23 protein-coding genes are annotated in these 23978 nt (G+C 71.9%); 13 read left to right on the top strand and 10 right to left on the bottom strand.

The genetic code is table 11. The features are described from left to right. Positions 1–8: 8 nt before the first annotated feature. The gene (locus ACWPQI_RS21275) at positions 9–461 is read left to right on the top strand and encodes a MaoC family dehydratase (protein ID WP_010593571.1); all 453 of its coding nucleotides are present in this window, start codon (positions 9–11) and stop codon (positions 459–461) included. On the opposite strand, the gene ACWPQI_RS21270 is transcribed toward ACWPQI_RS21275, so the two are convergent. Then, the gene (locus tag ACWPQI_RS21270) at positions 389–1084 is read right to left on the bottom strand and encodes a pyridoxamine 5'-phosphate oxidase family protein (protein ID WP_010593570.1); all 696 of its coding nucleotides are present in this window, start codon (positions 1082–1084) and stop codon (positions 389–391) included. The genes ACWPQI_RS21275 and ACWPQI_RS21270 overlap by 73 nt on opposite strands. 79 nt (positions 1085–1163) lie before the next feature. On the opposite strand from ACWPQI_RS21270, the gene pdxR reads away from it, so the two are divergent. After that, the gene (pdxR, locus tag ACWPQI_RS21265; RefSeq protein ID WP_017682373.1) at positions 1164–2606 is read left to right on the top strand and encodes a MocR-like pyridoxine biosynthesis transcription factor PdxR; all 1443 of its coding nucleotides are present in this window, start codon (positions 1164–1166) and stop codon (positions 2604–2606) included. A gap of 39 nt (positions 2607–2645) precedes the next feature. On the opposite strand, the gene ACWPQI_RS21260 is transcribed toward pdxR, so the two are convergent. Next, a complete protein-coding gene (locus ACWPQI_RS21260; RefSeq protein ID WP_010593568.1) occupies positions 2646–3716 on the bottom strand; it encodes an alanine racemase in 1071 nt (356 codons plus the stop codon). A 117-nt stretch (positions 3717–3833) separates the two neighbouring features. Here ACWPQI_RS21260 and ACWPQI_RS21255 point away from each other — a divergent pair, with 117 nt between their 5' ends. Genes ACWPQI_RS21255 through ACWPQI_RS21240 form a run of 4 tightly spaced genes read left to right on the top strand, consistent with a single transcriptional unit; the run spans position 3834 to position 7709 of the window. Then, positions 3834–5732, top strand: a complete 1899-nt coding sequence (locus tag ACWPQI_RS21255; RefSeq protein WP_102031638.1) for an N-acyl-D-amino-acid deacylase family protein — start codon at positions 3834–3836, stop codon at positions 5730–5732. Continuing rightward, positions 5729–6364, top strand: a complete 636-nt coding sequence (locus ACWPQI_RS21250) for a TetR/AcrR family transcriptional regulator (protein WP_010593566.1) — start codon at positions 5729–5731, stop codon at positions 6362–6364. The genes ACWPQI_RS21255 and ACWPQI_RS21250 overlap by 4 nt, the downstream gene beginning before the upstream one ends. After that, positions 6364–7242 (top strand): alpha/beta fold hydrolase, encoded by an 879-nt coding sequence (locus ACWPQI_RS21245; protein WP_017681947.1) that lies wholly within the window; start codon positions 6364–6366, stop codon positions 7240–7242. Before ACWPQI_RS21250 ends, ACWPQI_RS21245 begins: the two co-directional genes overlap by 1 nt. Next, on the top strand, positions 7227–7709 hold the full coding sequence (locus ACWPQI_RS21240; protein ID WP_010593564.1) for a nitroreductase/quinone reductase family protein: 483 nt from the start codon (positions 7227–7229) through the stop codon (positions 7707–7709). Before ACWPQI_RS21245 ends, ACWPQI_RS21240 begins: the two co-directional genes overlap by 16 nt. A 145-nt stretch (positions 7710–7854) precedes the next feature. Here the strand turns inward: ACWPQI_RS21240 and ACWPQI_RS21235 are convergent, their stop codons facing one another. Next, positions 7855–8238: a DUF5313 family protein gene (locus ACWPQI_RS21235; protein ID WP_010593563.1), complete on the bottom strand. Its 384-nt coding sequence runs from the start codon at positions 8236–8238 to the stop codon at positions 7855–7857. Between the two features lie 148 nt (positions 8239–8386). Here ACWPQI_RS21235 and ACWPQI_RS21230 point away from each other — a divergent pair, with 148 nt between their 5' ends. The 3 genes from ACWPQI_RS21230 (at position 8387) to ACWPQI_RS21220 (ending at position 11424) form a co-directional block, all read left to right on the top strand. Beyond that, positions 8387–9613 carry an acyl-CoA dehydrogenase family protein gene (locus ACWPQI_RS21230; protein WP_026138044.1) on the top strand — a complete coding sequence of 409 codons (1227 nt, stop codon included), beginning with the start codon at positions 8387–8389 and terminating at the stop codon, positions 9611–9613. An 83-nt stretch (positions 9614–9696) separates the two neighbouring features. Continuing rightward, a complete protein-coding gene (locus tag ACWPQI_RS21225; RefSeq protein WP_017681945.1) occupies positions 9697–10599 on the top strand; it encodes an alpha/beta hydrolase fold domain-containing protein in 903 nt (300 codons plus the stop codon). A gap of 108 nt (positions 10600–10707) precedes the next feature. After that, entirely contained in the window at positions 10708–11424 is a 717-nt protein-coding gene (locus tag ACWPQI_RS21220) for a TetR/AcrR family transcriptional regulator (RefSeq protein WP_017681944.1), read from the top strand. A 6-nt stretch (positions 11425–11430) separates the two neighbouring features. Here the strand turns inward: ACWPQI_RS21220 and ACWPQI_RS21215 are convergent, their stop codons facing one another. Continuing rightward, entirely contained in the window at positions 11431–12501 is a 1071-nt protein-coding gene (locus ACWPQI_RS21215; protein ID WP_010593559.1) for a class I SAM-dependent methyltransferase, read from the bottom strand. A gap of 203 nt (positions 12502–12704) precedes the next feature. Between ACWPQI_RS21215 and ACWPQI_RS21210 the strand changes: the two genes are divergently transcribed. Continuing rightward, positions 12705–13103 (top strand): VOC family protein, encoded by a 399-nt coding sequence (locus ACWPQI_RS21210; protein WP_026138043.1) that lies wholly within the window; start codon positions 12705–12707, stop codon positions 13101–13103. On the opposite strand, the gene ACWPQI_RS21205 is transcribed toward ACWPQI_RS21210, so the two are convergent. Further along, on the bottom strand, positions 13100–13921 hold the full coding sequence (locus ACWPQI_RS21205) for an alpha/beta fold hydrolase (protein WP_010593557.1): 822 nt from the start codon (positions 13919–13921) through the stop codon (positions 13100–13102). The genes ACWPQI_RS21210 and ACWPQI_RS21205 overlap by 4 nt on opposite strands. Beyond that, a complete protein-coding gene (locus ACWPQI_RS21200; protein WP_140188928.1) occupies positions 13918–15453 on the bottom strand; it encodes an ABC-F family ATP-binding cassette domain-containing protein in 1536 nt (511 codons plus the stop codon). Before ACWPQI_RS21200 ends, ACWPQI_RS21205 begins: the two co-directional genes overlap by 4 nt. Positions 15454–15689: 236 nt before the next feature. Here ACWPQI_RS21200 and ACWPQI_RS21195 point away from each other — a divergent pair, with 236 nt between their 5' ends. The 3 genes from ACWPQI_RS21195 (at position 15690) to ACWPQI_RS21185 (ending at position 20032) form a co-directional block, all read left to right on the top strand. Beyond that, the gene (locus tag ACWPQI_RS21195) at positions 15690–17480 is read left to right on the top strand and encodes a penicillin-binding transpeptidase domain-containing protein (RefSeq protein ID WP_010593555.1); all 1791 of its coding nucleotides are present in this window, start codon (positions 15690–15692) and stop codon (positions 17478–17480) included. Positions 17481–17563: 83 nt separating this feature from the next. Beyond that, entirely contained in the window at positions 17564–19240 is a 1677-nt protein-coding gene (locus tag ACWPQI_RS21190) for an NTF2-like N-terminal transpeptidase domain-containing protein (RefSeq protein ID WP_048773127.1), read from the top strand. 54 nt (positions 19241–19294) lie between these two features. Next, a complete protein-coding gene (locus ACWPQI_RS21185) occupies positions 19295–20032 on the top strand; it encodes a sulfite exporter TauE/SafE family protein (protein WP_040274960.1) in 738 nt (245 codons plus the stop codon). Positions 20033–20106: 74 nt separating this feature from the next. Here ACWPQI_RS21185 and ACWPQI_RS21180 read toward each other — a convergent pair whose 3' ends face one another. The 4 genes from ACWPQI_RS21180 to ACWPQI_RS21165 all read right to left on the bottom strand — a co-directional run bounded on the left by ACWPQI_RS21180 (position 20107) and on the right by ACWPQI_RS21165 (position 23917). Beyond that, positions 20107–21573: a peptide MFS transporter gene (locus tag ACWPQI_RS21180; RefSeq protein ID WP_010593552.1), complete on the bottom strand. Its 1467-nt coding sequence runs from the start codon at positions 21571–21573 to the stop codon at positions 20107–20109. A 93-nt stretch (positions 21574–21666) separates the two neighbouring features. Beyond that, positions 21667–22044 carry a DUF3054 domain-containing protein gene (locus ACWPQI_RS21175; RefSeq protein WP_010593551.1) on the bottom strand — a complete coding sequence of 126 codons (378 nt, stop codon included), beginning with the start codon at positions 22042–22044 and terminating at the stop codon, positions 21667–21669. 73 nt (positions 22045–22117) lie between these two features. Further along, positions 22118–22678 (bottom strand): YceI family protein, encoded by a 561-nt coding sequence (locus ACWPQI_RS21170; RefSeq protein WP_010593550.1) that lies wholly within the window; start codon positions 22676–22678, stop codon positions 22118–22120. Positions 22679–22783: 105 nt separating this feature from the next. Further along, a complete protein-coding gene (locus tag ACWPQI_RS21165; RefSeq protein WP_040274897.1) occupies positions 22784–23917 on the bottom strand; it encodes a lysylphosphatidylglycerol synthase transmembrane domain-containing protein in 1134 nt (377 codons plus the stop codon). Positions 23918–23978: the final 61 nt, after the last annotated feature.

Here is a 23978-nt window from a genome sequence, read left to right as displayed (position 1 = left end):
AACGAATCATGCGCACCTTCCACGGAATCGACGAGATCGAGGCGGCCGTCGGCGAGGATCTCGGCCACAGCGAGTGGCTCGAGATCACCCAGGAGCGGGTGAACCTGTTCGCCGAGGCGACGGGGGACCACCAGTGGATCCACGTCGACCCCGAGCGCGCGAAGGACGGACCGTTCGGCACGACCATCGCCCACGGCTACCTCACCCTCTCGCTCCTGCCCGTCCTCGGATCGCAGATCTTCGCCGCCGAGGGACTGAAGATGCGGATCAACTACGGTGCCAACAAGGTTCGATTCCCGTCGCCGGTTCCGGTGGGATCGAAGGTGCGGGCGACCGCGAAATTCACCTCGCTCGAGCGCACCGCGAAGGGCGCGAACCTCACCGTCACCTACGCCGTCGAGGCCGAGGGCGCCGAGAAGCCGGCGCTCGTCGCCGAGACCATTGCCGTGCTCGTGGCGTAACGGTCCACCAGCCTGCGGACGGACTCGGGAACCGGTACGTCGTCCGCGACCCACGGCGCGGCGACCGGACGGTCCGCGACCGTCCGCAACGGGACCACACCCGCCCACGAGCCGTCGCTCACGTCGGGCGCGGACGGGGGTGCGTCGCGGATCTTGACCGTCCACTGTCCGGCGCGGATGGGCAGGACCAGGGTGGCGGTGGCCGCCAGTTCCTTCCTGGTGTGTGCCCGGGTCTCGGTGCTGCGCCCCGGAATGAGGCCGTCCGACAGGGCATCCAGGGCGGCGGCGGACTCCTCCGCGGGCAGGGCCGTGACTTCGCCCCGGACGACGGCGGATCGGAAGTTCGCGGACGAGTGGAACAGATCCTGCGCGACGACGACACCGTCGAGGAGCGAGACGCACACGGCCACCGGCGCACCGGATGCGGCCAGGCGCAGTGCGCCCGCGCCGGTGGAGCCGTGCAGCAGGATCCGGTCGCCGTCGCGCGCGTACAGCATCGGTACCACCCACGGCAGGCCGTCGACGACGGTCGCGAAGGTGCAGGTGACGGCCGCGTCCAGCACCGCGTCGAGGTCGGCCCGTCGGGTGCGGGCCCGTTCGGGATAGCGCCTGATGTTCTCCATGCCGGTGAGTCTGTCGGTTATCCGGTCCACTGAACAGGTCCACAAAGCGCGCACAGTCCAGGACCAGTATCGTGGCGCCGTGCCCCGTGTCGCGCCCCCGGTCCATCCGGCCTTCGAACTGCCCGACACCGACGCGCCCCTCCGGCAGCGCCTCGCCGAGGCCGTCGTCGACCAGATCCGGTACGGCCGCATCCGGGTCGGCGATCCGCTGCCGTCGACCCGCGTGCTGGCCGCCGAGCTCGGGGTGTCCCGCGGGTGCGTCGTCGACGCCTACGACGAGCTGTGTGCCTCGGGATTCGCTGTGGCGCGGGCGGGTTCGGGCACGCGCGTCGCGCCCGGTGCCGACGTCGCGGCGCGGGCGCACGCCGCATCCCATCCCGTCGTGCCCGCGGCGGCGACGGAGCCGGATCCGGTGCGGCGCGCGCCCGCACTGGACCTGCGGCCGGGGATCCCGGATCCGGCGCTGATCTCGGAACCGGAGTGGCGTCGCGCGTGGCGGGCGGCCGCCGCGGCGCCGCGGGCCCTCGGCGTCGCGGATCCGGAGGCTCATCCGGATCTGCGCCGGGCGCTGGCCGACCATCTCCGGCGGACGCGGGGCCTCGCCTGCGGGGCGGACGAGATCGTCGTGCTGCCGGGCGTCGCCGCCGCGGTGCGGGTCCTCGCAATCGCGGCGCGGCTGCGAGACCGCGACGTCGCGTTCGAGGATCCGGGATACCTCCGTGCGCGACGGGCGCTCGTCGGTGAGGGCGCCCGGCCGCGTCCGGTCCCGGTGGGGGAGGACGGTCTGGATCCCGACCTGCTGCGGGACACGGACGCCGCGGTGTACTGCACGCCCGCACATCAGTATCCGTTGGGGGCGCGCATGCCCGTGTCCCACCGCGCCCGGCTCGTTGCCCGTGCCGCCGAGAGCGGAACGATCGTCGTCGAGGACGACTACGACGGGGAGTTCCGGTACGACGTGTCGGCCCTGCCGGCGCTGCGCAGCATCGACGGCGGCCGCGAGTGCGTCGCCTACGTGGGGACGGCCTCGAAGATCCTGTCGCCGGATCTGCGGCTCGCGTGGCTGATCCCACCGGCCCCGTTGCGCTCGCGCATCGCGGCGGCCGTGGCCGAGAGCGGGGAGGTGGCCGGCTCGGTCGCCGCGTCCGCGCTGGCCCGACTGATCGAGTCGGGGGCGCTGTCTCGGCATCTGGCGCGTGCGTCCCGCACCTACCGCGCCCGTCGGGCGGCGTTCGTCGGTGCGCTTCATGGTCTCGAACGGTCCGGGGTGTCGGTGACCGGCATCGAAGCGGGTCTGCATGTGGTGCTCCGGTTTCCGGAGGGTGTCGACGACGTCGCGATCGCCGCCGCAGCGCGACGGCTCGGTGTGGAGACCACGCCCCTCAGCAGGTACAGCGCCGGCCCCGGTGGTCCGAGCGGCCTGGTGTGCGGGTATGCGCGGTTGCCGGAATCGCGGGCGGCGGCCGCCGCCGACGCGATCGGAGCCGCCCTACCCGGCGGTGTGCCCTTTGGGTTGCCCTAGCAGCCCAAAAGGCACACCGGCGGCGGAGCCGCCTGCGTGCTACGTGTTGCGGCCCCGCGCGGCGACTGCCCACCGGTCGACCGCCGTGTCCCCGGCGACGACAGTCAGGTCGTCGGCGAGGTTGACCGTGGAGCACACGTGGTTGGGGATCACCCGGAGGCGTGTGCCGAGGGTGGGGCGGTCGGAGTCGTCCGGCCACAGCACGGTGGCGTGGTGTTCGGACAGCGCGACGATGCGCGCGTCCGGGGCGCCGAGGATGCGGCCGTAGCCCGTCGCCCACGGGGCGCGGTCGGCGCCGAGCACCTTGCTGCCGGCGTCCAGCACGACGGTGTCGTCACGCGCCGACACCACCGTCGCCAACGCGGTCAGCGCGATCGCGTCCTCGTCGATCGTGCCCAGTTCGAGCTGCTGGGCGTCGCCGAAGACGTACACGCCCGGGCGCAGTTCGGTGGCGGCCGGCACGTCGAGGTGAGCGGTGGGGGTCGAGCCGCCGCTGATCACCTCGGCGTCGTGCCCGGTGGCCTCCAGGGCCGCCACCGCCCGGCTCAGCGCTGCCGCCTCGTCCGTCGCCGCGACCGCCGGCCGTCCCGGGCCGTACGAGTGCCCCGGAAAGGTGAACACGCCGCGCACCTCGAGCCCGACGGACGCCGCCGCGACGGCGACCGACCCGGCCCGCTCCGGCGCGACGCCGGTGCGGTGATGACCGCTGTCGACCTCGACGAGCACGGTCAGGCCCGGCCGGGCGTGCTCGGCGAGGGCCCGCGCGCCCTCCGCCGAGTCCACGCCCACGGTCAGCCGGACCTCCGCGGCGAGCGCGCGCAGCCGGGCACCGCGCGCGGCATCCGTCCACAGCGGATACGCGACGAACAGGTCGCGGAAGCCGGCATCGGCGAAGACCTCGGCCTCGGAGACCGTCGCGACGGTGAGCCCGACGGCGCCGGCGGCGAGCTGACGCCGGGCGATCTCGACGCACTTGTGGGTCTTCGCGTGGGGGCGCAGGGCCACCCCGCGGGTACGTGCCGCGTCGGCCATCCGCGCGATGTTGCGGTCGAGGACGTCACGGTCGACGAGGAGGGCGGGGGTGGCGGGAACCGCCGGGAACGCGGGCATGGCCGCACTCTATTCGCGGCGCTGTCCCGCGCCGGTCCGCACCCCGGGTTGCCCGAAAATAGAGAGCGGTCGTCCTCTTTCTGTCTATGCTTCGTGCATCGACGTGAGGGAGATCACATGAACACGACACCGGCGCCCACCGAGTTCGACCTGGTCGTCCGCGGCGGACTGTGGTTCGACGGCACCGGCGCCCCCGGCGTGGTCCGCGACCTGGGCATCAAGGACGGGGTGGTGGCGACGGCGAGCGCCGACCCACTGCCCGTCGGACCGGGCACCGAGGTGATCGAGGCGGCCGGCCGCTGGGTGATGCCCGGCTTCGTGGACCCGCACACGCACTACGACGCCGAGGTGCTCGTCTCGCCCGGCCTGCCGGAATCGGTGCGGCACGGCGTCACCACCGTCCTCATGGGCAACTGCTCGCTCTCGACGGTGTTCGTGCCGCCGCTCGACGCCGCGGACCTGTTCAGCCGGGTCGAGGCGCTGCCCCGCGAGCACGTCCTGACGGCACTCGAACAGGGCCGGACCTGGTCGTCGCCCCGGGAGTACGTCGCCGCGCTGGACGCCCTGCCGCTCGGCCCGAACGTCGCCGCGTTCATCGGGCACTCCGACGTGCGGGCGGCCGTCCTGGGCCTGGGCCGCTCCACCGATCCCTCGAGCCGGCCGAGCCGGGCCGAACTCGCCGCGATCGAGGCCGGCGTCGAGGACGCCCTCGACGCCGGCTTCCTGGGCGTGTCCACCATGACGAATCCCTGGGACAAGCTCGACGGCGATCGCTACCGCTCCCGCACCCTGCCCTCGACCCACGCGTCGTGGTCCGAATTCCGCCGGATCCACCGCATCCTGCGCCGCCGCGGCCGCGTCCTGCAGGCTGTGCCGAACCTCAACACCAAGTACGACGTGGCCTTCTTCGCCCTCGCCACCACGGGTGTGGGCCGCAAGCCGATGAAGGCGGCCGTGCTCGCCGCCGCCGACACCAAGGCCGAGCGCTGGGTGCACCGCATCTTCGGTCCGATCGCCTTCGCCGCCAACCGGATCGGGCGCGGCGCGTTCCGGTGGCAGCACCTGCCCACCACGTTCGAGGTGTACTCCGACGGGATCGACCTCGTCGTGTTCGAGGAGTTCGGTTCGGGGCGCGCCGCGCTGCACCTGAAGGAGGAGGTCGCCCGCAACGAACTGCTGCGCGACGAGGCGTACCGGCGCTGGTTCCGGCAGGACTTCGACAAGAAGTTCTCGCCGCGCGTGTGGCACCGCGACTTCGACGACACCACCATCGTCGGGTGCCCCGACGCGTCGCTCGTCGGTCGCTCGATCGGCGACGTGGCCCGCGACCGCGCCGTGCATCCGGTGGACACCTTCCTGGACCTCGTCGTCGAGCACGGACGGAAGTTCCGCTGGCACACGGTGATCGCGAACGACCGGCCCGAGGTGGCCAACCGGCTGCTCCGGCAGCCCGGCGTGACCGTCGGCTTCTCCGACGCCGGTGCGCACCTGCGCAACATGGCGTTCTACAACTACGGCATCTGCATGCTGCGCCGCATCCACGAGTACGCACGGCGCGGCAAGCCCGTCATGCCCTTGGAATCGGCGATCCACAAGCTCACCGGCGAACTCGGCGACTTCTACGGCATCGACGCCGGGCACCTGCGCGTCGGCGACCGGGCGGACCTCGTGGTCGTCGACCCGGCCGGGCTGAACCAGGACACCGACGCCTACCACGAGGCGCCCATGCCCGAGTTCGGCGGGCTGAGCCGCATGGTCAACCGCAACGACGCCGCCGTCACCGCGACCGCGGTGGCCGGTCGCGTGGTGTTCCGCGCGGGCGAGTTCGTCCCCGGGTACGGCGCCACCGTCGGCACCGGCCGGTTCCTGCGCGCGGGCACCGACGCGCGCGGACCCGTGCCGGCGCGACGCCCCGCTCCGCCCGCCGCCGCTCCGCCCGCCGCCGCTCCGCCCGCCGCCGTTCCGCCCGCCACCGTTCCGCCCGCCACCGCCCCGGCCGGCAGCGCGGCGCCGTGACCGGGACCGCGGCACCGTCGCGCCGCACCCAGCAGCAGCGGCGCACGGCGACGATCGAACGGATCCTCGACGCGACCGTCGCGTCGCTGGGCGAGCTGGGTTACACGGCCACCACCATCGGGGAGGTGTGCCGCCGCTCGGGGGTGTCCTCCGGAGGGGTGTTCCGGCACTTCCCGACCCGGCTCGACCTGATGATCGCGGCCGCCGACGCCGTCCGCGAACGGCAGTTCGCGAACTTCCGGCTGGGGTTGACGCAACTCGGCGGGCCCGACGAAAGCCCCGAATCGGTCCGCGAGTGCCTGCGCCTGCTGCGGGCCGCGTGCCGTGCCCCGATCAACGCCGCCTGGTACGAACTGCTCGGCGCGGCGCGCACCGACCCCGCGCTGCGCGAACGCCTGGCCCCCATGGCACAGCGGTACCACGGCCGGATCGCCGAATTCGGGCGCACCCTGCCGATCGCCTCGCGATTCGAACCGGCGGAGTTCGACACGCTGCTGTTCACGCTGGTGCACCTGCTCGACGGGGAGGCCGTCGCGGCGGTGGTGCACCCGCAACCCGAGCAGGAGGAACCGCGCCTCGAACTGATGGCCCGCCTGGTGACCGGGGCCACGCCACGCAGTAGATTCAGGTAATGAGCATCGACAACGATTCGGCGCCGAAGTGGTTCGTCGAGGCCCTGTCCGCGCCGGTGGAAACGGGCAGCGTCGAGGTCGACGGCGCCTCGATCGCGTATCGCGCGTGGGGTGAGGAGGGCCGCCCCGGCATCGTGCTGGTGCACGGCGGGATGGCGCACTCGCGCTGGTGGGATCACGTCGCACCCCAGCTCGCCGAGGACCGGCGCGTCGTCGCGCTGGACATGAGCGGGCACGGGGACAGCGACCACCGCGAGCACTACTCCCTCGAGACGTGGGCGCGCGAGGTGCTCGCGGCGGCGCAGGCGGGTGGGATCGCCGGAGCGCCGGTCCTGGTCGGGCACAGCATGGGCGGGATCGTGTCCTTCGTGGCCTCTCACCTGTACGGCGACCGGCTGGACGGGGTGATGATCCTCGACTCGCCGATCCGGGACCTGACGCCCGAGGAGATCGAGATGCGCGCTCAGGTGGCCCGCGAGCGCAGCGGCACGAAGGTGTATCCGACGGCGGAGGAGGCGATGGCCCGTTTCCGGCTCGTCCCGCCGCAGGACACCGCCGAGCCGTACGTGCTCGAGCACATCGCCCGTCAGTCCATGCGGCAGGTGCCCGGCGGCTGGAGCTGGAAGTTCGACGCCCTGCGGATGACGAAGGACCGGCGCACCAGCCTCGAGAGCTTCGAGGCGAAGTGCCGCGTCGCCTATTTCCGTTCCGAGAACGGGATCGTCGCCCTCGATCTGCTCGGTCGCATGCGGCCGCAGTTCGGTCCGGGTGCGCTCGTGGCCGAACTGCCCGCCGCGGGGCACCATCCGATGATCGACCAGCCGCTCGCGGTGGTGACCGCCGTGCGGACGGTCCTGGCCGGATGGGCGGCGCCGTGAACCCGCTGCGTCCCGTCGCGGTGCAGCTCGGCCGGCAACCGTGGCTGCCGCGGTTCACCCCGCAGATCGTCACCGTCGACCACACCCTCCAGCGGGTGACGTCCGGCCGGGTCACGCTGTTGACGCTCGCCGGGCTGCCGGAACTGGTGCTCACGGTCCGCGGCCGCAAGAGCGGGGTGGAGCGCCGCACCCCCCTGCTGTGCGCTCCGCGCGACGACGGCTGGCTCGTCGCCGGAAGCAACTGGGGGATGCCCGAACTGCCGGGCTGGGCGCACAACCTCGAGGCCGCCGACGAGGCACTGGTGACCTACCGGGGGGAGGACACCGTGGTCGTGCCGCGCCGCGCGCGCGGCGTCGAGCGCGACGTGCACTGGGGGGTGCTGGTGCAGGTGTGGCCCAATTACGAGCTGTACGCCCGGCGCACCGAGCGGGAGATCCCGGTCTACCTGTTGACACCGAAGGACTGAGGGACTCACCGCCCTCGGGGTCCACGGAAATTCCTGCGCCGAACCGGAATTCGCCCCCGCCGCGGCGCGAGCGGATTCCGGATCGGCGAGCAGATCCGGAACGGCTCCTGCAGCCCGGTACCCGGACGGCCGTGCGTCGGGGCCGTCAGCCGGCGCGCATCGCGGAATGCATCGCCTCGTAGGCGGCCTTCTCGGCGTCGCGCTGCCGGACGCGCCGGGGGTTCTCGAGGTCGCCCGGCAGGCCGTTGCGCTCGAGCCGGCGACGACGGTTCTGTGCCATGTAGGCGGCGGAGAAGAACAGGGCGAGCGCGACGCCGAGCCCCATCGTCGACAGGCGCAGCCACACCGGGCCGGGTAGCAGCAGGAAGGCGGCGTACAGCGGGAGGAACGGGATCTGGCTGCGGATCATGTGGCGGGCGACGGCGTGGTCGCCGACCAGGTCGTTGCGCACCCATTCGCGCATCGAGGCCGGGAGGGGACGGCCGAAGGCGTAGGCGAGCCATTGGAACGGTCCGGGGCGGGTGTGCATTCTCTCGGGCCTTTCGTGCGGGAGTGGCACCTCGGAGTCTAGACATTTAGATAGTGCGTTAACTAATAGCAGGCTAAATATGTCAGACGTCACGCTCACGCCGCGCCGGCCTGTGTACCTTTTCGAGAACGTGTTCTATATTTCGTTCATGTACGCGTGGTCCGACACCGATCTCATGTTCCGTGACGCCCTGCGCGGATTCATCGAAAAGGAGATCCGCCCGCACGTGGATCGGCTCGAGAGCGGTGAGCTGCCGCCCTACGACATCATCCGCAAGCTGTTCGCCGCCTTCGGCATCGACGAGCTCGCCCGCGACGGCCTGAACAAGGCCCTCGCCCGGGAGGAGGCCGGTGAGGTGCCGTCGGCAAAGTCGGGTGGCGGCATGGGCTCGGGCGGCATGGCGGCCCTGCTCAACAGCGAGATCGCCGGCGTCAGCCTCGGGCTCGTCGCCTCGATGGGGGTCAGCCTCGGTCTCACCGCCGGCACCATCCGCAGCCGCGGCACCCTCGCCCAGAAGAAGCGGTGGCTGCCCGAACTCGTGACGTTCGAGAAGGTCGGCGCCTGGGCCATCACCGAACCCGACTCCGGGTCGGACGCCTTCGGGGGGATGAAGTCCACGGTCCGGCGCGACGGCGAGGACTACATCCTCAACGGGCAGAAGACGTTCATCACCAACGGTCCCTACGCCGACGTCGTCGTCGTGTACGCCAAGCTCGACGAGGGTGACCCGAGCGTCGACCGGCGCGACCGCAAGGTGCTGGCCTTCGTGCTCGAGAAGGGCATGGAGGGGCTCACCCAGAGTCCGCCGTTCAAGAAGATGGGCATGAACTCCTCACCCACCGGCGAGCTGTTCTTCGACAACGTGCGCCTCACGCGCGACCGGCTGCTCGGTGAGACCGAGGAGGGTGGCCGCAGCGACGGCAAGGAGAGCGCGCGGGAGTCGTTCGCTGCCGAGCGGATCGGCATCGCCTACCTGGCCCTCGGCATCATCGAGGAGTGCCTGCGCCTGTGCAAGGACTACGCGCGCAGCCGCACCCTGTGGGGCCGCGAGATCGCGCAGTTCCAGCTGATCCAGCTCAAGCTCGCCGAGATGGAGATCGCCCGCATCAACGTCCGCAACATGGTGTTCAGCGCCATCGAGCGTGCCGAGGCCGGTAAGCCCGTCGCTCTCGCCGAGGCGTCGGCGATGAAGCTGTACTCCTCGCGTGCGGCCACCGAGGTCGCGATGGAGGCGGTGCAGCTCTTCGGCGGCAACGGCTACATGGCCGAGTACCGCGTCGAGCAGCTCGCGCGGGACGCGAAGTCGCTGATGATCTACGCGGGCAGCAACGAGATCCAGGTGACGCACATCGCCAAGGGTCTGCTCTCCGGGTGACCGCGGTCCGGGCCGCGCCGTGCGGTCCCGGTACCCGGGACAGGTATCTGCACTCGGGCTGCAGGTTCCACTATCGTGTCGCCATGCCCGAGCTCATGCCGGACTCGCCCGACGTCGACCCCGTACCGGCCGACGCGACACCCTTCCCCGACCCGGTCCTCGCGGCCCCCCACACCACCGGTGTCACCGTCGAGGAATGGCTCGTTCCCGGCGCGCTCGGCGACCCCGAGGTGCCCGTGCGGATACACACGCCCGACGCCTGTCCGGACGGCAACCCCGCGGCGCGGCCCGTCGTGCTCGAGATCCCCGGCCGCGGATCGGGCCCCGGCAGCGCCGCCCCCGACGAGGCCTTCGCCGCCGCCGTCGCCCGCGCGACCGGCGCGATCGTCGTCTCCGTCGACTACCGGCTCGTGCCCGAGGACCCTCCCGCTGCGGCGGACGACTGCTACGCGGTCCTCGAGTGGGTTGCCTCCGGCGCGGCCTGCCTGGACATGGATCCGGACCGCATCGTCGTCCTCGGCGACGCCGCAGGCGGCGCCCTCGCCGCGGCCGTCGCCCTGCGGGCACGGGACGAGGACGGCCCGCACATCGCGCTGCAGGCCCTGCTCGAACCCGAACTCGACGACCGGACCGGCTCCGTGCGCGACGGTGCCGCCGGACGGGACGACCTCGACGCCACCCGGGACCGGCGGCACCACCTCGGCGGCCGGGAGGCCACCGAGCAGTCCGGGCCCGCGCACCGGATCGACCTGACCGGACTGCCGTCGACCTACCTCGCCGTCGACGAGCACGGCCCCTTCCGGGACGCGGCAACCGACTACGCCCGACGGCTCCTGCAGGCCGGCGTGCCCGTCGAACTGCACTGCCACCGCGGCGCGTTCCCCGGATCCCTCCTCGCCCGGGATGCCGGCGCCCGTGCCACTCGCGCGCTGTGCGACGCGATCGTCCGGGCCACGGCCCGCACCCCCGTTCTCGATCCCGACTGAACCGCCCCCCCGCGCGGCGCCGCGCTCCTCGGTGACACAGGCCCTGGCACAATTGGGTTCGCCGCACCGGTTGGGAGGAGCCGGTCGGCGACACGGGAGGAGAGACACGTGACCGTCACCGACGGACGCGTCGCGCGGGCCGAACGGACCCGCCACGCAGTGATAGAGGCACACATCGCCCTGATCGAGGCCGGGGAGCTGAAACCGACGGGGGCGCAGATCGCCGCCCGGGCCGGGGTCTCGCTCCGGGCGCTGTGGGCGAACTTCAACGATCTGGAGACGCTGTTCGCGGAGACCGGGGCGGAGTTGCTGCGGCGACAGGACTCCGCGTTCGCCCCGGTCCCCGTCGACCTGCCGCTCGGCGAGCGGATCGACGCGTTCTGCCGGCAGCGCGCCGAACTGCTCGAACTGATGGCGCCGTTCGCGCGCTCGTCCGCGATGAGAGCGCCGCAGTCCGAACGGATCCGGCGAAACAAGTTGCGGCACATCGCCCGGGTGGTCGAAGAGGTCGACGCGCTGTTCGCGGCGGAGCTGACCGCGCTCGACCCGTCGCACCGGGGCCGGCTGGTGCGGTCCGTGGCGGTGGCGAGCACCTGGGGATCGTGGGTGGCGCTGCGCGACGTGCTCGGCCTGCCGGTCGCCGAAGCCACCGAGCTGATGAAGCACACCGTCACCGCGCTGTTGTCCGAGGCCGGCTCGCCGGCACTGTCCGAGGCCCGCCCGCCGGCACTGTCCGAGGCCCGCTCGCCGGCACTGTCCGAGGCCGGCTCGCCGGCACTGTCGGAGGCACACCCGTCGGAGGCACGCCGGCCGGCGTCGTGCTGAGACCGGTCAGGGGGCCAGCCGGTAGAACCGCCAGAACCCGAAGTCCTCGATCGGCAGCACCGACACGTCCGAGAAGCCCGCGTCGAGCGCATACCGGCGCAGGGTGTCCGCGCGCATCACCGTGCCGGTTCCCGCGCTCGGCGGATGGCTCATGCCGTCCGGCAGGCAGCACACGATGCTGAACCCGTACATCAGCCGCTCGACCTCGTCGCCGGGCGCGGTGAACCGGTCGGCGACGGCCTCGTCCATGACGACCATGACACCGTCGGGCGCGAGTGCACCCCGCACCGCGGAGAGCACCTCGACGGGGCGCGGCATGTCGTGGACGCACTCGAAGGCGAACGCGGCGGTGAAGCGTTCGTGGGGCAGGCCGGCCGCGTCGGCCTCGACGACGGTGACCCGGTCGGCGACGTCGGGGCACGCCGCGACGTTCGTCCGGGCCAGGGCGACCGTCGCCGGATCTATGTCGACGGCGAACAACCGGGCCTGCGGGTACGCGCGGGCCAGCGCGATCGTGGACCATGCTCCGCCACAGCCGATGTCGGCGATCACGGCCCCCGGCCGGCGTAGCAGGGCGTCCAGGTCCGGCACGGACGCCAGGGCACCCGGAAGCGCCTTCTCGTACCACGGCCGGTTCATGTCCGCCTGGCTCTCGCGCGCATCGGTGCCGAGCTGCGCCCAGCTCACGCCGCCGCCGGTGCGGTAGGCGTCGAGCAGAGCCGGGAGTTGCACGGACACCCCGGCGAACATGCGGGCCAGCGGCCCGAGGTAGTTGAGACTCTGCTCGTCGGTGAGGACCTCGGCCACCGCGGGCGGGAGCGTGAAGCGCGGCGGATCGTCGTCGTCGACCTCGAGCAGACCGGTCACCGCCTGCTGCTCGAGCCACTCGCGGGCGTAGCGCGGGTCGGTTCCGGTGCGCGTCGCGAGTTCGTCGGCGGCGGCGGGGCCGTCGGTGACGAGGCTGCGGTACCAGCCGAGCCGGTCGCCGAGGTAGATCGCGATCAGATCGACGGCGCCGAGCGCGGAGTCGAGGACGCGCTGAGCAGCGGTGTCGACGGGGGAGACGGTGTGCGTCACGGTGGGGCCTTCCGGAGGGGACAGGGGTGATTCCGAGAGTCCTCCGACTCCGGGCGGCGGACAACACCCCCTTGGGGGCCGAATGTGACATCCCGTCGATCAGATCGAAGCGATGTGACATTCGGCCACTCCCACGCAGCGGGGTGCGGGAACCAGATGCGTCCGCCGGACGTTCGGAGTCGTGCAACCGGAAGGAGTTCACCGTGCAGATCACCGCCAGTGCCCTGTCCCTCAACGTTCCCGACGTGGCCGCGTCGGCCGACTTCGCAACCCGCCACCTCGGGTTCACCGAAGCGATGGCCGAGGACGGGTTCGTCTCCCTCACCCGTGAGGACGCCGGCTTCAACCTCGTCTTCCTGCGGACCGGGCTCGGCAGCTTCAAGCCCGCGAGCATCGCGGGCGACGCCGGGCAGGGGACGCTCGTCGCCTTCGTCGTCGACACGATCGACGACGAGTACGAACGCCTGCGGGCCGAAGGAGTACCGATCGTCACCCCGATCGAGACCGAGCCGTGGGGCGAGCGGTACTTCCAGATGCGCGACCCGAACGGCATCGTCTACCAGCTCGTGCAGTGGGTGGACGAGCCGTCCTCGGCGAGTTAGCCGGACGAGTCGTCGGCGTGCGCCGCGAGGAACGGTTCGATCACGGACAGTACCTCCGGCGCCGCCGCGATCGTCGTCGCGTGGTCGTACCCCCGGATGACGGCGAGCAGGGCCCCGGGGATCGTCCGCGACAGCTCTCGGGTGTCGTCGATCCGTTCGCCGTCCTCCGAACCGACGAATGCCAGCGTCGGCACGTCCAGCGCGGCGAGGGCGGCGTCGTCGATGCCGGGTTCGCGATCCGACCGCCGCATGTACGCGGCGAGGGCGGTTGCGTCGTTCGCCCGGAACGCGGCCTGTGTCGCCGCGTCGACGGGTGCACCGAGGTGTTCCGCCCATGCCTCGAGGAACCCGTCGATGCCGTAGTGACCGAGCACGTCGGCGCATCCCGGGAAGAACAACCGGTCGAACGTCCCGGCCTGCGCACGGGCGCTGCCACCGCCCACGGTGAGCGTCCGTAGCCGCCCGGTGTCCCGCACCGCCAGCGACAGGCCGACCCGGGCTCCGAACGAGTATCCGAGGTAGTGGACGCGGTCGGTGCCGGCGGCGTCCAGTACCGCCAGCACGTCGTCGACGATCAGGTCCATCGCGTAGGCGTCCGGGACGTGGGGCTTGTCGCTGCGGCCGTGTCCGCGCAGGTCGGGCAGGATGAGCCGGTACCGCTCCCGCAGGGGACGCACGTACCCGAATCCCCGCCAGATGGCGGACGAGAGGGCGCTGCCGTGCGCGAGCAGCAGCGACGGGCTGCCGGCGCCGGCGTCGGAGTCGATCACCGAGAAGGCGATGCGGGTTCCGTCGACAGGGTTGATCGCATGGCTCACCGCTCCAGTCTGACCGACCGGGTCACGCCGATGTCGGCCAGGAACCGCTCGTCGTGGCTGACCACCACGAGGGCGCCCCGGTAGGCACGCAGCGCCTGCACCAGGTGTGTGAGGCCGGGCAGGTCCAGGTTGTTGGTCGGTTCGTCGAGGAGCAGCAGCCGCGGCGCCGGGTCCGCCGCCAGCAGGGTCGCCAGCGCCGCCCGCAGGCGCTCGCCGCCCGAGAGGGCGGCCGCCGGCACGTCCGCGTCGGCACCGCGGAACAGGAACCGGGCGAGCAACGCCCGGACCTGCTGCGCCGACAGGTGCGGGGCACGCAGCGCGACGTTGTCCGCCACCGACAGCGTCCCGTCGAAGATGTCCAGCCGCTGCGGCAGCACCGCGAACGGCACCCGGGGGCCGGCCGCGACGACGGCGTGCAGCAACGTCGTCTTGCCCGAACCGTTGGGTCCGCGCAGCGCGATCCGCTCCGGGCCGACGATCTCGAGCGGACCCTCGGCGACGCGCGCCCCGGCGTGCACCTCCGTCTCCGGCAGGTCCACCCGGATCTCCCGGTCGTCGCGCACGGTGTCCTGGGCCTGCTCGAGGGTCTCACGCGCGCCGGCGAGCTTGCCCTCGTGTTCGCGCCGCAGCCGGCCCGCCGACTCCTGGGCCTGCCGCTTGCGGGCGCCCATCACGATCTTCGGCTCCCGCTTGTTCTCGAACATCTTGCGGCCGTAGCGCTCTCGCCGGGCGAGCTTGATGTGCGAGTCGCGCAGTTCGCGCGCCTGCCGGCGCACGTCCGCGCGGGCGTCGCGCACCGCGGCCAGCGCGGCCTCCTGCTCGGCCGCGACGATGCGTTCGTACTCGCTGTAGTTGCCGCCGAACAGCCGCAGGTCTCCGTCCCGTACCTCGGCGACGGTGTCGACCCGTTCGAGCAGGTCGCGGTCGTGGGTCGCGACGACGAGGGTCCCGGGGAACTCCCGCAGGACGTCGTACAGACGCGTGCGGGCCGCCGGATCCAGGTTGTTCGTCGGTTCGTCGAGCAGCAGGACGTCGGGCTCGTCGAGCAGACGGGCCGTGAGGGCCAGCAGGACGGTCTCGCCGCCGGAGAGGGTGCCGACGGTGCGATCGAAGTCGCTGGGGGATCGGACGATTCGGTCGAGGCCGAGGTGGTGCAGGGTGGCCAGGGCGCGCTCCTCGACGTCCCAGCGCTCGCCGACGGTGTCGAAGTCGCGGGCGGCGGTCGAGCCGGCCTCGATGCGCCGCAGTGCCGCACGCACGCCGTCGATGCCGAGGACGGCGTCGACGGTGCGGTGCCGGTCGAGGACGATGTCCTGCGGCAGCAGCGAGACCCGGCCACGTATCGTGACGGAACCGCGGGTCGGGGGCAGATCGCCCGACATGATGTGCAGCAGAGTCGATTTGCCGGACCCGTTGCGCCCGACGAGTCCGGTGCGGCCGGTGGGGAGGGTGGTGTCGAGACCGTCGAACACCACGGTGCCGTCCGGCCAGGTGAACGCGAGGTCCGAGAGAATCGGGGAAGGGTGTGACATGGCTGCTCCCGGCAGTAGGTGACGACGTACCGCGCGCAGGGTGCGGCGCGGCGGGCGAAACCTCTACAGGAGCAACGGCCTTCTCCGATCGGCGGGAACGTGACGAGAATCCACGGTAGATCGGTGATCGCGGAGCGGCAACCGGTTTTCTGCGCGACCGCGACCCGCGTCACAACGTGCCGCCTGTACGGCACGCCCTCCCGGGTCGTGCCCGACGGCACCGTCCGAATTCGGGCATGATCGTGGTCGTGCCCATCCTTCGACGCCGACCGGTTCCGCTCCTGACGACCGTAGTCGCCGCGCTCGCGGCCGCCGGGTGCTCCTTCGGGCCCGACCAGCCCGAGACCGTCGTGGGCGAGTTCGCGGCGGCGCTCGAGGCCGGCGACGTGCAGGCCGCGGCGGACCTCACCACCGACCCCGCGGCGGCGGCCACGACGATCGGCGACGTGTTCGACGGTCTCGGCGTCGACGGGTCCGGCACGGTCCGCCCCGACGTGAACCTAGCCGGCACGGGGGACGCGGGCACGTTCGACCTCGACGTCGCGTGGACCTTCGGCGCCGGGCGGGACTGGGCGTACCGCACGTCCGGCAGTGCGGTGGACCTCGACCCGCAGGGCTGGCGCATCGAGTGGGATCCGGCGCTGCTCGCCCCGGACCTGACCGCCGGCACCACCCTGAGCTACACGACCACGGTGGGTCCGGCGCCGTCGGTGCTCGACCGCCGCGGGCAGCCGATCCTCGAACAACAGGTCGTGACGCTGGTGAGCCTCGATGCCACCGCCGACCCGGCGGCCGTCGCGCCCCTGCTGGCGACGGCCGCGCCCACGATCACCGCGCAGTCGCTCGCCGCCGACGTCGCCGCCGCGGCGGGCAAGCCCGTGACGGCGGTGACCCTCCGGGAGACCGACCTCGCGCCGATCGAAGCGCAGCTCGCCGCGCTGCCCGGGGTGACCCTCGTCCGGCAGACCCGGTTGCTGACGGTCGACCGAACCCTGGCCTCGCCGGTGCTGTCCGGGCTGGGCGAGCTGTGGCAGGAGGGGCAGGACGCGTCCGCCGGTTGGGCCGTGCGGCTCGTGTCCGGGGACGGCAGCGCGCGCCGCGTCGCCGGGGCCGACGGTCCACCGGCGCCGGACCTGCAGACCACGCTCGACCTGGACCTGCAGACGCGCGCCGAGGCGGTCCTGGCGCCGATGCAGCAACCGGCGGTGATCGTCGCGATCGAGCCGTCCACCGGGGCGGTGCGGGCGGTGGCGCAGAACGCCGCCGCCGACGCCGAGGGGCCGCTCGCCCTGACCGGGCTGTATCCGCCCGGCTCGACGTTCAAGACCGTCACCACCTCGGCCGCGCTGCAGGCCGGGGCCACGACCCCCGACACGGTGGTGCCGTGCCCCGGGACCGCGAACATCGAGGGTCGCGTCATCCCCAACGACGACAGCTTCGACCTCGGCTCCGTCCCGTTGCACACCGCCTTCGCCTTCTCGTGCAACACCACGATGGGCCGGCTCGCCGTGGGACTGCCGGCGACCGCGCTCACCGACGCGGCCGCACAGTTCGGGCTCGGGGTGGACTACGTCACGCCCGGACTGGTCACGGTCACCGGCAACGTGCCCGAGGCGCGGACGCCGGCGGAGCGCGTCGAGTCCGCGATCGGCCAGGGCCGGGTGACGGCGTCCCCGTTCGGGATGGCACTCGTGGCGGCGTCCATCGCGCACGGGTCGACACCGCTGCCGATGCTCGTCGAGGGCCGGCCGGGGGTGGCCGATCGCGCGCCCGGCGCCGCGCCGGAGGAGGTCACTGCCGCGTTACGGACGATGATGCGGGAGACTGTCACGGGGGGAACCGCGAGTGCGCTGCGGGACATCCCCGAACTCGTCGGTAAGACGGGGACGGCAGAGTACGGTGATGGCACCGGTGCCCACGGGTGGTTCGTCGGCTCGCAGGGAGACCTCGCATTCGCGGTTTTCGTTGCGGGAGCGGGCAGTTCGGCGCCGGCAGTGGACGTGGCGGGACGCCTGCTGAGGGGGTGATACGCGGTTCGAGGCGCAATCGTGATCGCATCGTAGGCAGGACGTGCTTGTTGCTGAAGTGACAGAAGTGAAAGTTGGTCGTTATGGGTTTTCGGGACTGGCGCAGGATGCGCGGCCGCGTGACAGCCCTGGTCTCCGTCGTGGTTCTCGCCGCGGGCATGGCGTCCTGCGTGTTCGACGACTCCCGGAGCGACGCGCAGCGACTCGTCGACGACTTCGTCGCGGAACTGAACGAACGCGACGCCGCCGGCGCGGCCGCCCTCACCTCGTACCCGAACGCCGCCGAGACGTCGATCAGCCAGATGTTCGAGGGCATGAAGGACGGTGACGTCGAGTTCGACGTCGCCCAGTTCGTCGAACTCAACGAGCAGACGGGATTCTTCTCCCTCGGAGCCGACTGGAACTTCGGGCCCGGCAAGGACTGGGGCTACCAGGTGGACGGCGTGGCCAAGAACCTCGCCGTCGGCTGGCGGATCTCCTGGGACCCGCAGGTGCTGGTGCCCGACCTGAACCGGACCCGCACCGTGCACCACGTGCGCACCGACGCCGCCCCGCCGAAGATCTTCGACCGCACCGGTCGGCTGCTCATGGCCGAACAGACCATCAACGCCGTCGTCGTCGACCCCGCCCTCACGTCCGATCCGGTCGACACCACGACACGGCTCGCGAAGGTACTCGAACCGGTCGCCCCGGTCATCACCGCCGACCTGCTGCAGCGCAACCTCGCGGCCGACCCGGGCGCGCGCATCACCGCGGTGAAGCTGCGCGACCAGGACTACCAGTTCCTCGAGGACGACATCGTGTCCATCCCGGGCGTCGTGGTGGTCGAGACACCGACCCTGATCAGCGCGGACCGGCGGATCTCCACACCCCTGCTCGACCCGTTGCGCGCGGCCTGGCAGCTCGAACGCGACGCCACCGCCGGCTGGGCCGTCACCCTCGAAGAACCCGGCGCCGACCCCGTGCAGCTCGCCGGCTTCCAGGGCCCGCCGCCGCCGGACCTGCAGGCGACCCTCGATTCGCACGTCCAGCTCGCCGCCAAGGAAGCCGTGGTCAGCGTGGGTACCCCCGCGGCCATCGTGGCCATCCAGCCGTCCACCGGCGGCGTCCTGGCCCTGGACGTGAACAACTGGGCGATGGAACTCGGACCGGTCGCCTCGCGCGGGCTGTACCCGGCCGGACAGGTACTGGATCCGGTGCGCCTGGCCGCGGGCCTCGACCGGGGCGTCGATCCGGTCTCGGTGAGCACCGACGATCTGGCCGCCACCGCCCGCCGGCTCGGGCTCGGACTCGACTACGACGTTCCGGGGTTCGACTTCGAGACCGCGCAGATCGGGGACAACCGGTCGGGCGTGGTGCAGTTCTCCGGCTCGGACGGCGGCAGCGAGGCGCTCGTCAGTCCGTTCGGGGCCGCGCTGCTCGCCGCGTCCGTCGCGCGGGGGGAAGCGCCGCTGCCGGCGATCGTGCAGGGCAGGTCGGCGAAGGTCGACGAGACCGTCGAACCGCTGCCACCGCAGGTGACCGACGCGTTGCGCGCCGCGATGGCCGAGAACGTGCGCAGCGGCCCCGCATCGTTCCTGAAGGGTCACCCGGGTCTGGCCGGCATCGCGGCCGCGAGCGGCGACGACCGGTGGTTCTACGGATACACCGGCGATCTGGCGTTCGCGGTGTTCGTCGCCAACGCCGACGGCGGCGACCGTGCGGTGAAGATGGCCGACATGTTCCTGCGGGAGCTGGCCAAGCCGCCCACCGACGGCTGACCGCCGCGGACCTCGACGGTCCCGTCGGAGCGGACCCGGGTACGTTTGTCGCTCGTGACCCCCGTCGACCTGCTGCTGCTCGCGGTCGCGGGGTTCTTCGCCGGGCTCATCGGGTTCGTCACCGGCCTTGCGTCCATCGTGTCGTACCCGGCGCTGCTCGCCGCGGGGCTGCCACCCGTCGCCGCCAACGTCACCAACACCGTCGCGATGGTGGGGGTCGGCGTGGGGGCACTCGCCAACTCGACCCGCGAGGTCGTCGACACCGGCCCACGGCTGTGGCGGTGGACCGCGTACTCGGCGCTCGGCGGCCTCGTCGGCGCCGTCGTGCTGCTGTGGGCGCCGGCGGGGTCGTTCGAGGCGGTGGTGCCCTACATGGTGGCGTTCGCGGCTCTCGCGCTGCTGCTCCAGCCGCGGATCCGCGCCCTGTCCGGCGGCCGGGACCTGCCGGGACCGTACTCGGCGCTGCTGTTCGTCGTCGCCGTGTACGGAGGCTACTTCGGGGCCGGGGCGGGCGTCGTCTTCCTCGCCGTGACCCTGATCTGCACCTCCGAGCACATCTGGCGCGCCACCATCCTCAAGAGCTACCTGCTCGGGGTGGCCAACCTCGTCGCGGCGATCGGGTTCGCCGCATTCGGCCCGGTGCACTGGGGTGCGGCCGCGGCGATGGCGCTGGGGGCCGTCGCGGGCGGGTGGTGCGGACCGCCGGTGGTCCGGCGCATCCCGCCCGACGTGCTGCGGGTGGGGGTCGCACTCGCCGGATTCGGGCTGGCGGTGTGGCTGGCCCTCCGGTGAGCCCGCCGCGCCCGTGCACACCGTCGACCTACGGTCGGTGACATCGTCGACCTACGGTCGGTGACACCGCCGGGTCAGTGCACCCCCTGCATCTTCCGCCGGATCCAGGGCGACAGCAGCGCCAGCACGACGCCGATCGCGATCGAACCGAAGCCGATCCACGCGAAGTACGGCTTCTCGTTCGCCTCGTCGTAGTACTTGGCGAGCGTGCCGGCCATCGCCGTGCCGAGTGCGACGGACAGGAAGAACAGCGCCACCATCTGGGTGTGGAAGTTGCGTGGGGCGAGCTTCGTCGCGAGGGACAACCCGACGGGGGAGAGCAGCAGCTCGGCGAACGTGAACAGCAGCAGGATGCCGGCGAGACCGAGCACGGGAGCACTGTTGGGGCCGCCGCCGGACATCGGGACGAAGCACAGGAATGCGATGCCCATGAGCATCGTGCCCATCGCGAACTTCGCCGGCGACGACGGCTGCCGGGGCCCGAGCCGGGTCCACAGCGCGGCGAACACACCGGCGAACACGATGATGAACACGGGGTTGATCGACTGCACCCATGCCGGCGGGAAGTCCCAGCCGAACAGGTTGCGGTCGAGGCGCTTGTCCGCGTAGACCGCGACGGTGGTGAACTGCTGCTGGAACAGCGACCAGAAGGCCGCGCTGGCCAGGAACATCGGGATGAAACTGACCACCCGGCTGCGTTCGGCCGGGGTGATCTGCCGACTGGACAGGATCACCACGAAGTAGACGACGGAGGCCGCGACGATCGTGCCGACCACGACGTCGGACAGGTTGTCGACGGTGACCAGTCCGGTCGCGAACAGCACCGCGATCAGGGCGAGCACGACGAGGGCGATCCCGGCGGCGCGGACCCGCTGGGTGGCGGGCAGCGGGTGCGGGGGCGTGGCGCCGATCCCGCGCAGGTGCTTGCGGCCGAGGGTGTACTGGATCAGGCCGAGCGCCATGCCGATCGCGGCCAGGCCGAATCCGTAGTGGAAGCCCAGCTCGGTCTGCGCCCACCCGGTGAGCAGCGGACCGATCAGCGCCCCGATGTTGATGCCCATGTAGAAGATGGAGAACCCGGCGTCGCGACGGGTGTCCTGCTCGTCGTAGAGATCACCGACGAGCGACGTCGCATTGGCTTTGAGGCCGCCGCTGCCGACCGCGACGAACACCAGGCCGACCGCCACTCCGGCGAGTCCGGGCAGCAGAGCCAGCGAGATGTGGCCGAGCATGATGAGGATCGCGCTGTAGAACAGCGTGCGTTCGGAACCGAGCAGCCGGTCCGCGATCCAGGCGCCGAGGATCGTCGACAGGTAGACCGTGCCGCCGTACGCGCCGACGATCGACGTCGCGGCCAGCTCGCTGATCCCCAGTCCACCGTCGGCGGCCGAGTAGTACAGGTAGTAGATCAGGATGCCCTGCATGCCGTAGAAGGAGAATCGCTCCCACATCTCGACACCGAACAGGTTGGCCAGGGCGAAGGGCTGGCCGAAGAAGGTTCGTTCCCGAGTCCGTTCGGGCGGCGGCGCGGTCTCGCTCATGGCTGTCACTCTCGCACAGCCCCGGTCTCCCGGACGGCGTTCGCCCCGGACCCTGTCCGATATGCGCACTACGGCTCGGACGGGGCGGAACGGTCAGGCGGCGTCGACGCGTCGGCGCGCCCAGAGGCCCGCCAGCAGGCGCCACCCGAGCAGGAACACCGCGAGCACGATCGATGCGACGACGATGAACGACCCGGCGGTGCCCTGGCCGGTGACGACCCGCAACAGCATCCCGACGACCACGGTGGACAGCCAGGCGAGCACGCCGGTCGGGACGACCAGCCACGGATCGAACTTCTCCTTGTAGAGCGCAGCCGTCGCGATCCATCCCGCGGTCAGGCCGGCCAGGAACGGCCATGCCGTGCTCGCGAGTCCGACCAGATCGACCCCCTCGTCGTGACTCGCGCGTCCGAGCGCGGCGAACACGATGACCAGGACGACGTCGATCAGGGCGGGTGCGTACTTCTTCACGTCGTCCAGCGTAGGGCGACGACGACAGCGAGCGCCCTCCGGGACGGGAGAGCGCTCGCTGTGCGGGACGGGATCAGGCCTGCAGGCCGGCCTCGATCTCGAGGTTGATGGTGATCTTGTCGCCGACGACGGCGCCGCCGCCCTCGAGCGGCATGTCGATGGAGATGCCGAAGTCCTTGCGGTTGAGGACGGTGGTGGCCTCGAAGCCGGCGACCGGGCCCTGGCCCATACCCGGGTTCACTCCGTTGAACTCGAGCTTCAGTTCGACGGGCTTGGTGACGCCGTGCAGGGTGAACTCGCCGTCGACCACGTAGTCGCTCCCGGCGGTGCGCACGCCGGTGGACCGGAAGGTCGCGGTCGGGAACTGCTCGGCGTCGAAGAAGTCGGCGGAGCGGATGTGGGCGTCGCGATCGGCGTTCCTGGTGTCGATGGACGCGACCTGGATCTCGGCGGCGACGGCGACCGTGCCGTCCTCGGCGACGGTGACGGCGCCCGAGAAGTCGTCGAACGTGCCGCGCACCTTGCTGACGACGAGGTGCCGGACGGTGAAGCCCACCGTGGAGTGGACCGAGTCGATGACCCAGGTGCCGGCGGTGAGCCCGGGGAAGGTGGCGGTGGTGGCGGCGGTGGTCATGGGTGCTCCTCCTGGTCGAGTATTGGTTGAAGTTTCAACCTTCGATGCAGTCAACGATCGCATCCAATGGTTGATTCCGCAACTACTTTTGATGTGAGGTGGATCTCACTCCGGCGCGGGGGTGCCCTCGCTCGCGGCCCGGCCGCGACGTCGTTCGAGCACCGAACGGGCGTGTTCCTCGCGTTCGAGATCGGCGTCGATGTCCTCCTCGTGCCGGCTCGTCCGGAACTTGAAAGCCACCACCGTCCACCCCACCAGTGCGACCAGGATGAAGCTCACGCCCCGGTACACGAACACCGCCGCCAGGGCCTGCGAGGCACTCATCCCGGCCGCGGTGAGCGTGGCGATCAACGTGCCGTCGACGAAACCCAGCCCGCCGGGCGCGAGCGGAATGCTCCCCACCGCCTTGGCGGCCGCGAACGCGATCAGCAGTCCCGGCAGCGACGGCTCCCCGCCCACCGCCCAGCACGCGAACCCCAGACACGCGACGTCGAAGACCCGGTGCACGGCCGACCAGCCGATCGTGGCGAGCCCGTCGCGCCGACCCAGGTGCACCGCCTCGATCTGCCCGAGGACCTGCTCGAACTTCTCCAACCCGGTGTCGGCCGGCTTGCGCAGCAGGCGGTTGACGCGCGCGAGAACCCACGCCCCGGCCGACTCGACGGACGACGGATTGCGGGACGCGTACCGGACACCGACGATCAACGCGATCACCCCGGCCACCGACAGCACCAGCGTCACCGGGCTCACCCGCGTACCGACCGCGAACGCGCCGCCCACGCCGACCGCTGCGAGCGTCACCGCCGCGATCACCCCCGAGACCGCGAGTTGCCACGACGCCACCACCGGCGTCGCACCCCAGCGCCGGGTCTGCTGGTAGGTGAACGCGGTGGAGAACACCGGACCGGCCGGCAACGTCACCGCCATCGCCGTGCTCGCATAGATCACCGACGCCGAGCGCACGTGCCCGACGACGACCTCCCCGGCGCGCAGCAGCCGTCGCTGGACTTCCGCGAAGCCGCTCAGCGACAGGGCCTGCGCGAGGATGCACGCGGCCAGCCAGCCCCAGTGCAGTTCGGTCAGAGCGCGCCAGGAGTCGGCCAGCGTCGGCCACAGGTAGATGCCCTCGACGACCAGCAGGGCGACCAGCGCCACGGCGAGCAGCCACTTCACCCGCCCGAAGCGACCCCGGCGCCGCGTGGCGTCGGGTGCTGGCGGATCACGTCGGGGCTGCGCCACAGGATTCAGCGTAGCCAAGCGGACCGGAGGGTGGATCGTCCTTTTCGTCGCCGACTCGTCC

The sequence above is a fragment of the Rhodococcus sp. LMD genome, assembly GCF_056108245.1.
The sequence above is the reverse complement of the archived record's forward strand: the minus strand, read 5'-3'. Positions and strand labels throughout refer to the sequence as shown.

Excerpts from the sequence above, each read along its gene's own strand:
- ACWPQI_RS21240 (WP_010593564.1), top strand. The coding sequence starts at position 7,227 with ATGGGCGGCGCCGTGAACCCGCTGCGTCCCGTCGCGGTGCAGCTCGGC.
- ACWPQI_RS21225 (WP_017681945.1), top strand. The coding sequence starts at position 9,697 with ATGCCCGAGCTCATGCCGGACTCGCCCGACGTCGACCCCGTACCGGCC.
- ACWPQI_RS21170 (WP_010593550.1), bottom strand. The coding sequence starts at position 22,678 with ATGACCACCGCCGCCACCACCGCCACCTTCCCCGGGCTCACCGCCGGC.
- ACWPQI_RS21195 (WP_010593555.1), top strand. The coding sequence starts at position 15,690 with ATGATCGTGGTCGTGCCCATCCTTCGACGCCGACCGGTTCCGCTCCTG.
- ACWPQI_RS21275 (WP_010593571.1), top strand. The coding sequence starts at position 9 with ATGCGCACCTTCCACGGAATCGACGAGATCGAGGCGGCCGTCGGCGAG.
- ACWPQI_RS21190 (WP_048773127.1), top strand. The coding sequence starts at position 17,564 with ATGGGTTTTCGGGACTGGCGCAGGATGCGCGGCCGCGTGACAGCCCTG.
- ACWPQI_RS21260 (WP_010593568.1), bottom strand. The coding sequence starts at position 3,716 with ATGCCCGCGTTCCCGGCGGTTCCCGCCACCCCCGCCCTCCTCGTCGAC.
- ACWPQI_RS21270 (WP_010593570.1), bottom strand. The coding sequence starts at position 1,084 with ATGGAGAACATCAGGCGCTATCCCGAACGGGCCCGCACCCGACGGGCC.
- ACWPQI_RS21180 (WP_010593552.1), bottom strand. The coding sequence starts at position 21,573 with ATGAGCGAGACCGCGCCGCCGCCCGAACGGACTCGGGAACGAACCTTC.
- ACWPQI_RS21245 (WP_017681947.1), top strand. The coding sequence starts at position 6,364 with ATGAGCATCGACAACGATTCGGCGCCGAAGTGGTTCGTCGAGGCCCTG.
- ACWPQI_RS21230 (WP_026138044.1), top strand. The coding sequence starts at position 8,387 with ATGTACGCGTGGTCCGACACCGATCTCATGTTCCGTGACGCCCTGCGC.
- ACWPQI_RS21235 (WP_010593563.1), bottom strand. The coding sequence starts at position 8,238 with ATGCACACCCGCCCCGGACCGTTCCAATGGCTCGCCTACGCCTTCGGC.
- ACWPQI_RS21200 (WP_140188928.1), bottom strand. The coding sequence starts at position 15,453 with ATGTCACACCCTTCCCCGATTCTCTCGGACCTCGCGTTCACCTGGCCG.
- ACWPQI_RS21255 (WP_102031638.1), top strand. The coding sequence starts at position 3,834 with ATGAACACGACACCGGCGCCCACCGAGTTCGACCTGGTCGTCCGCGGC.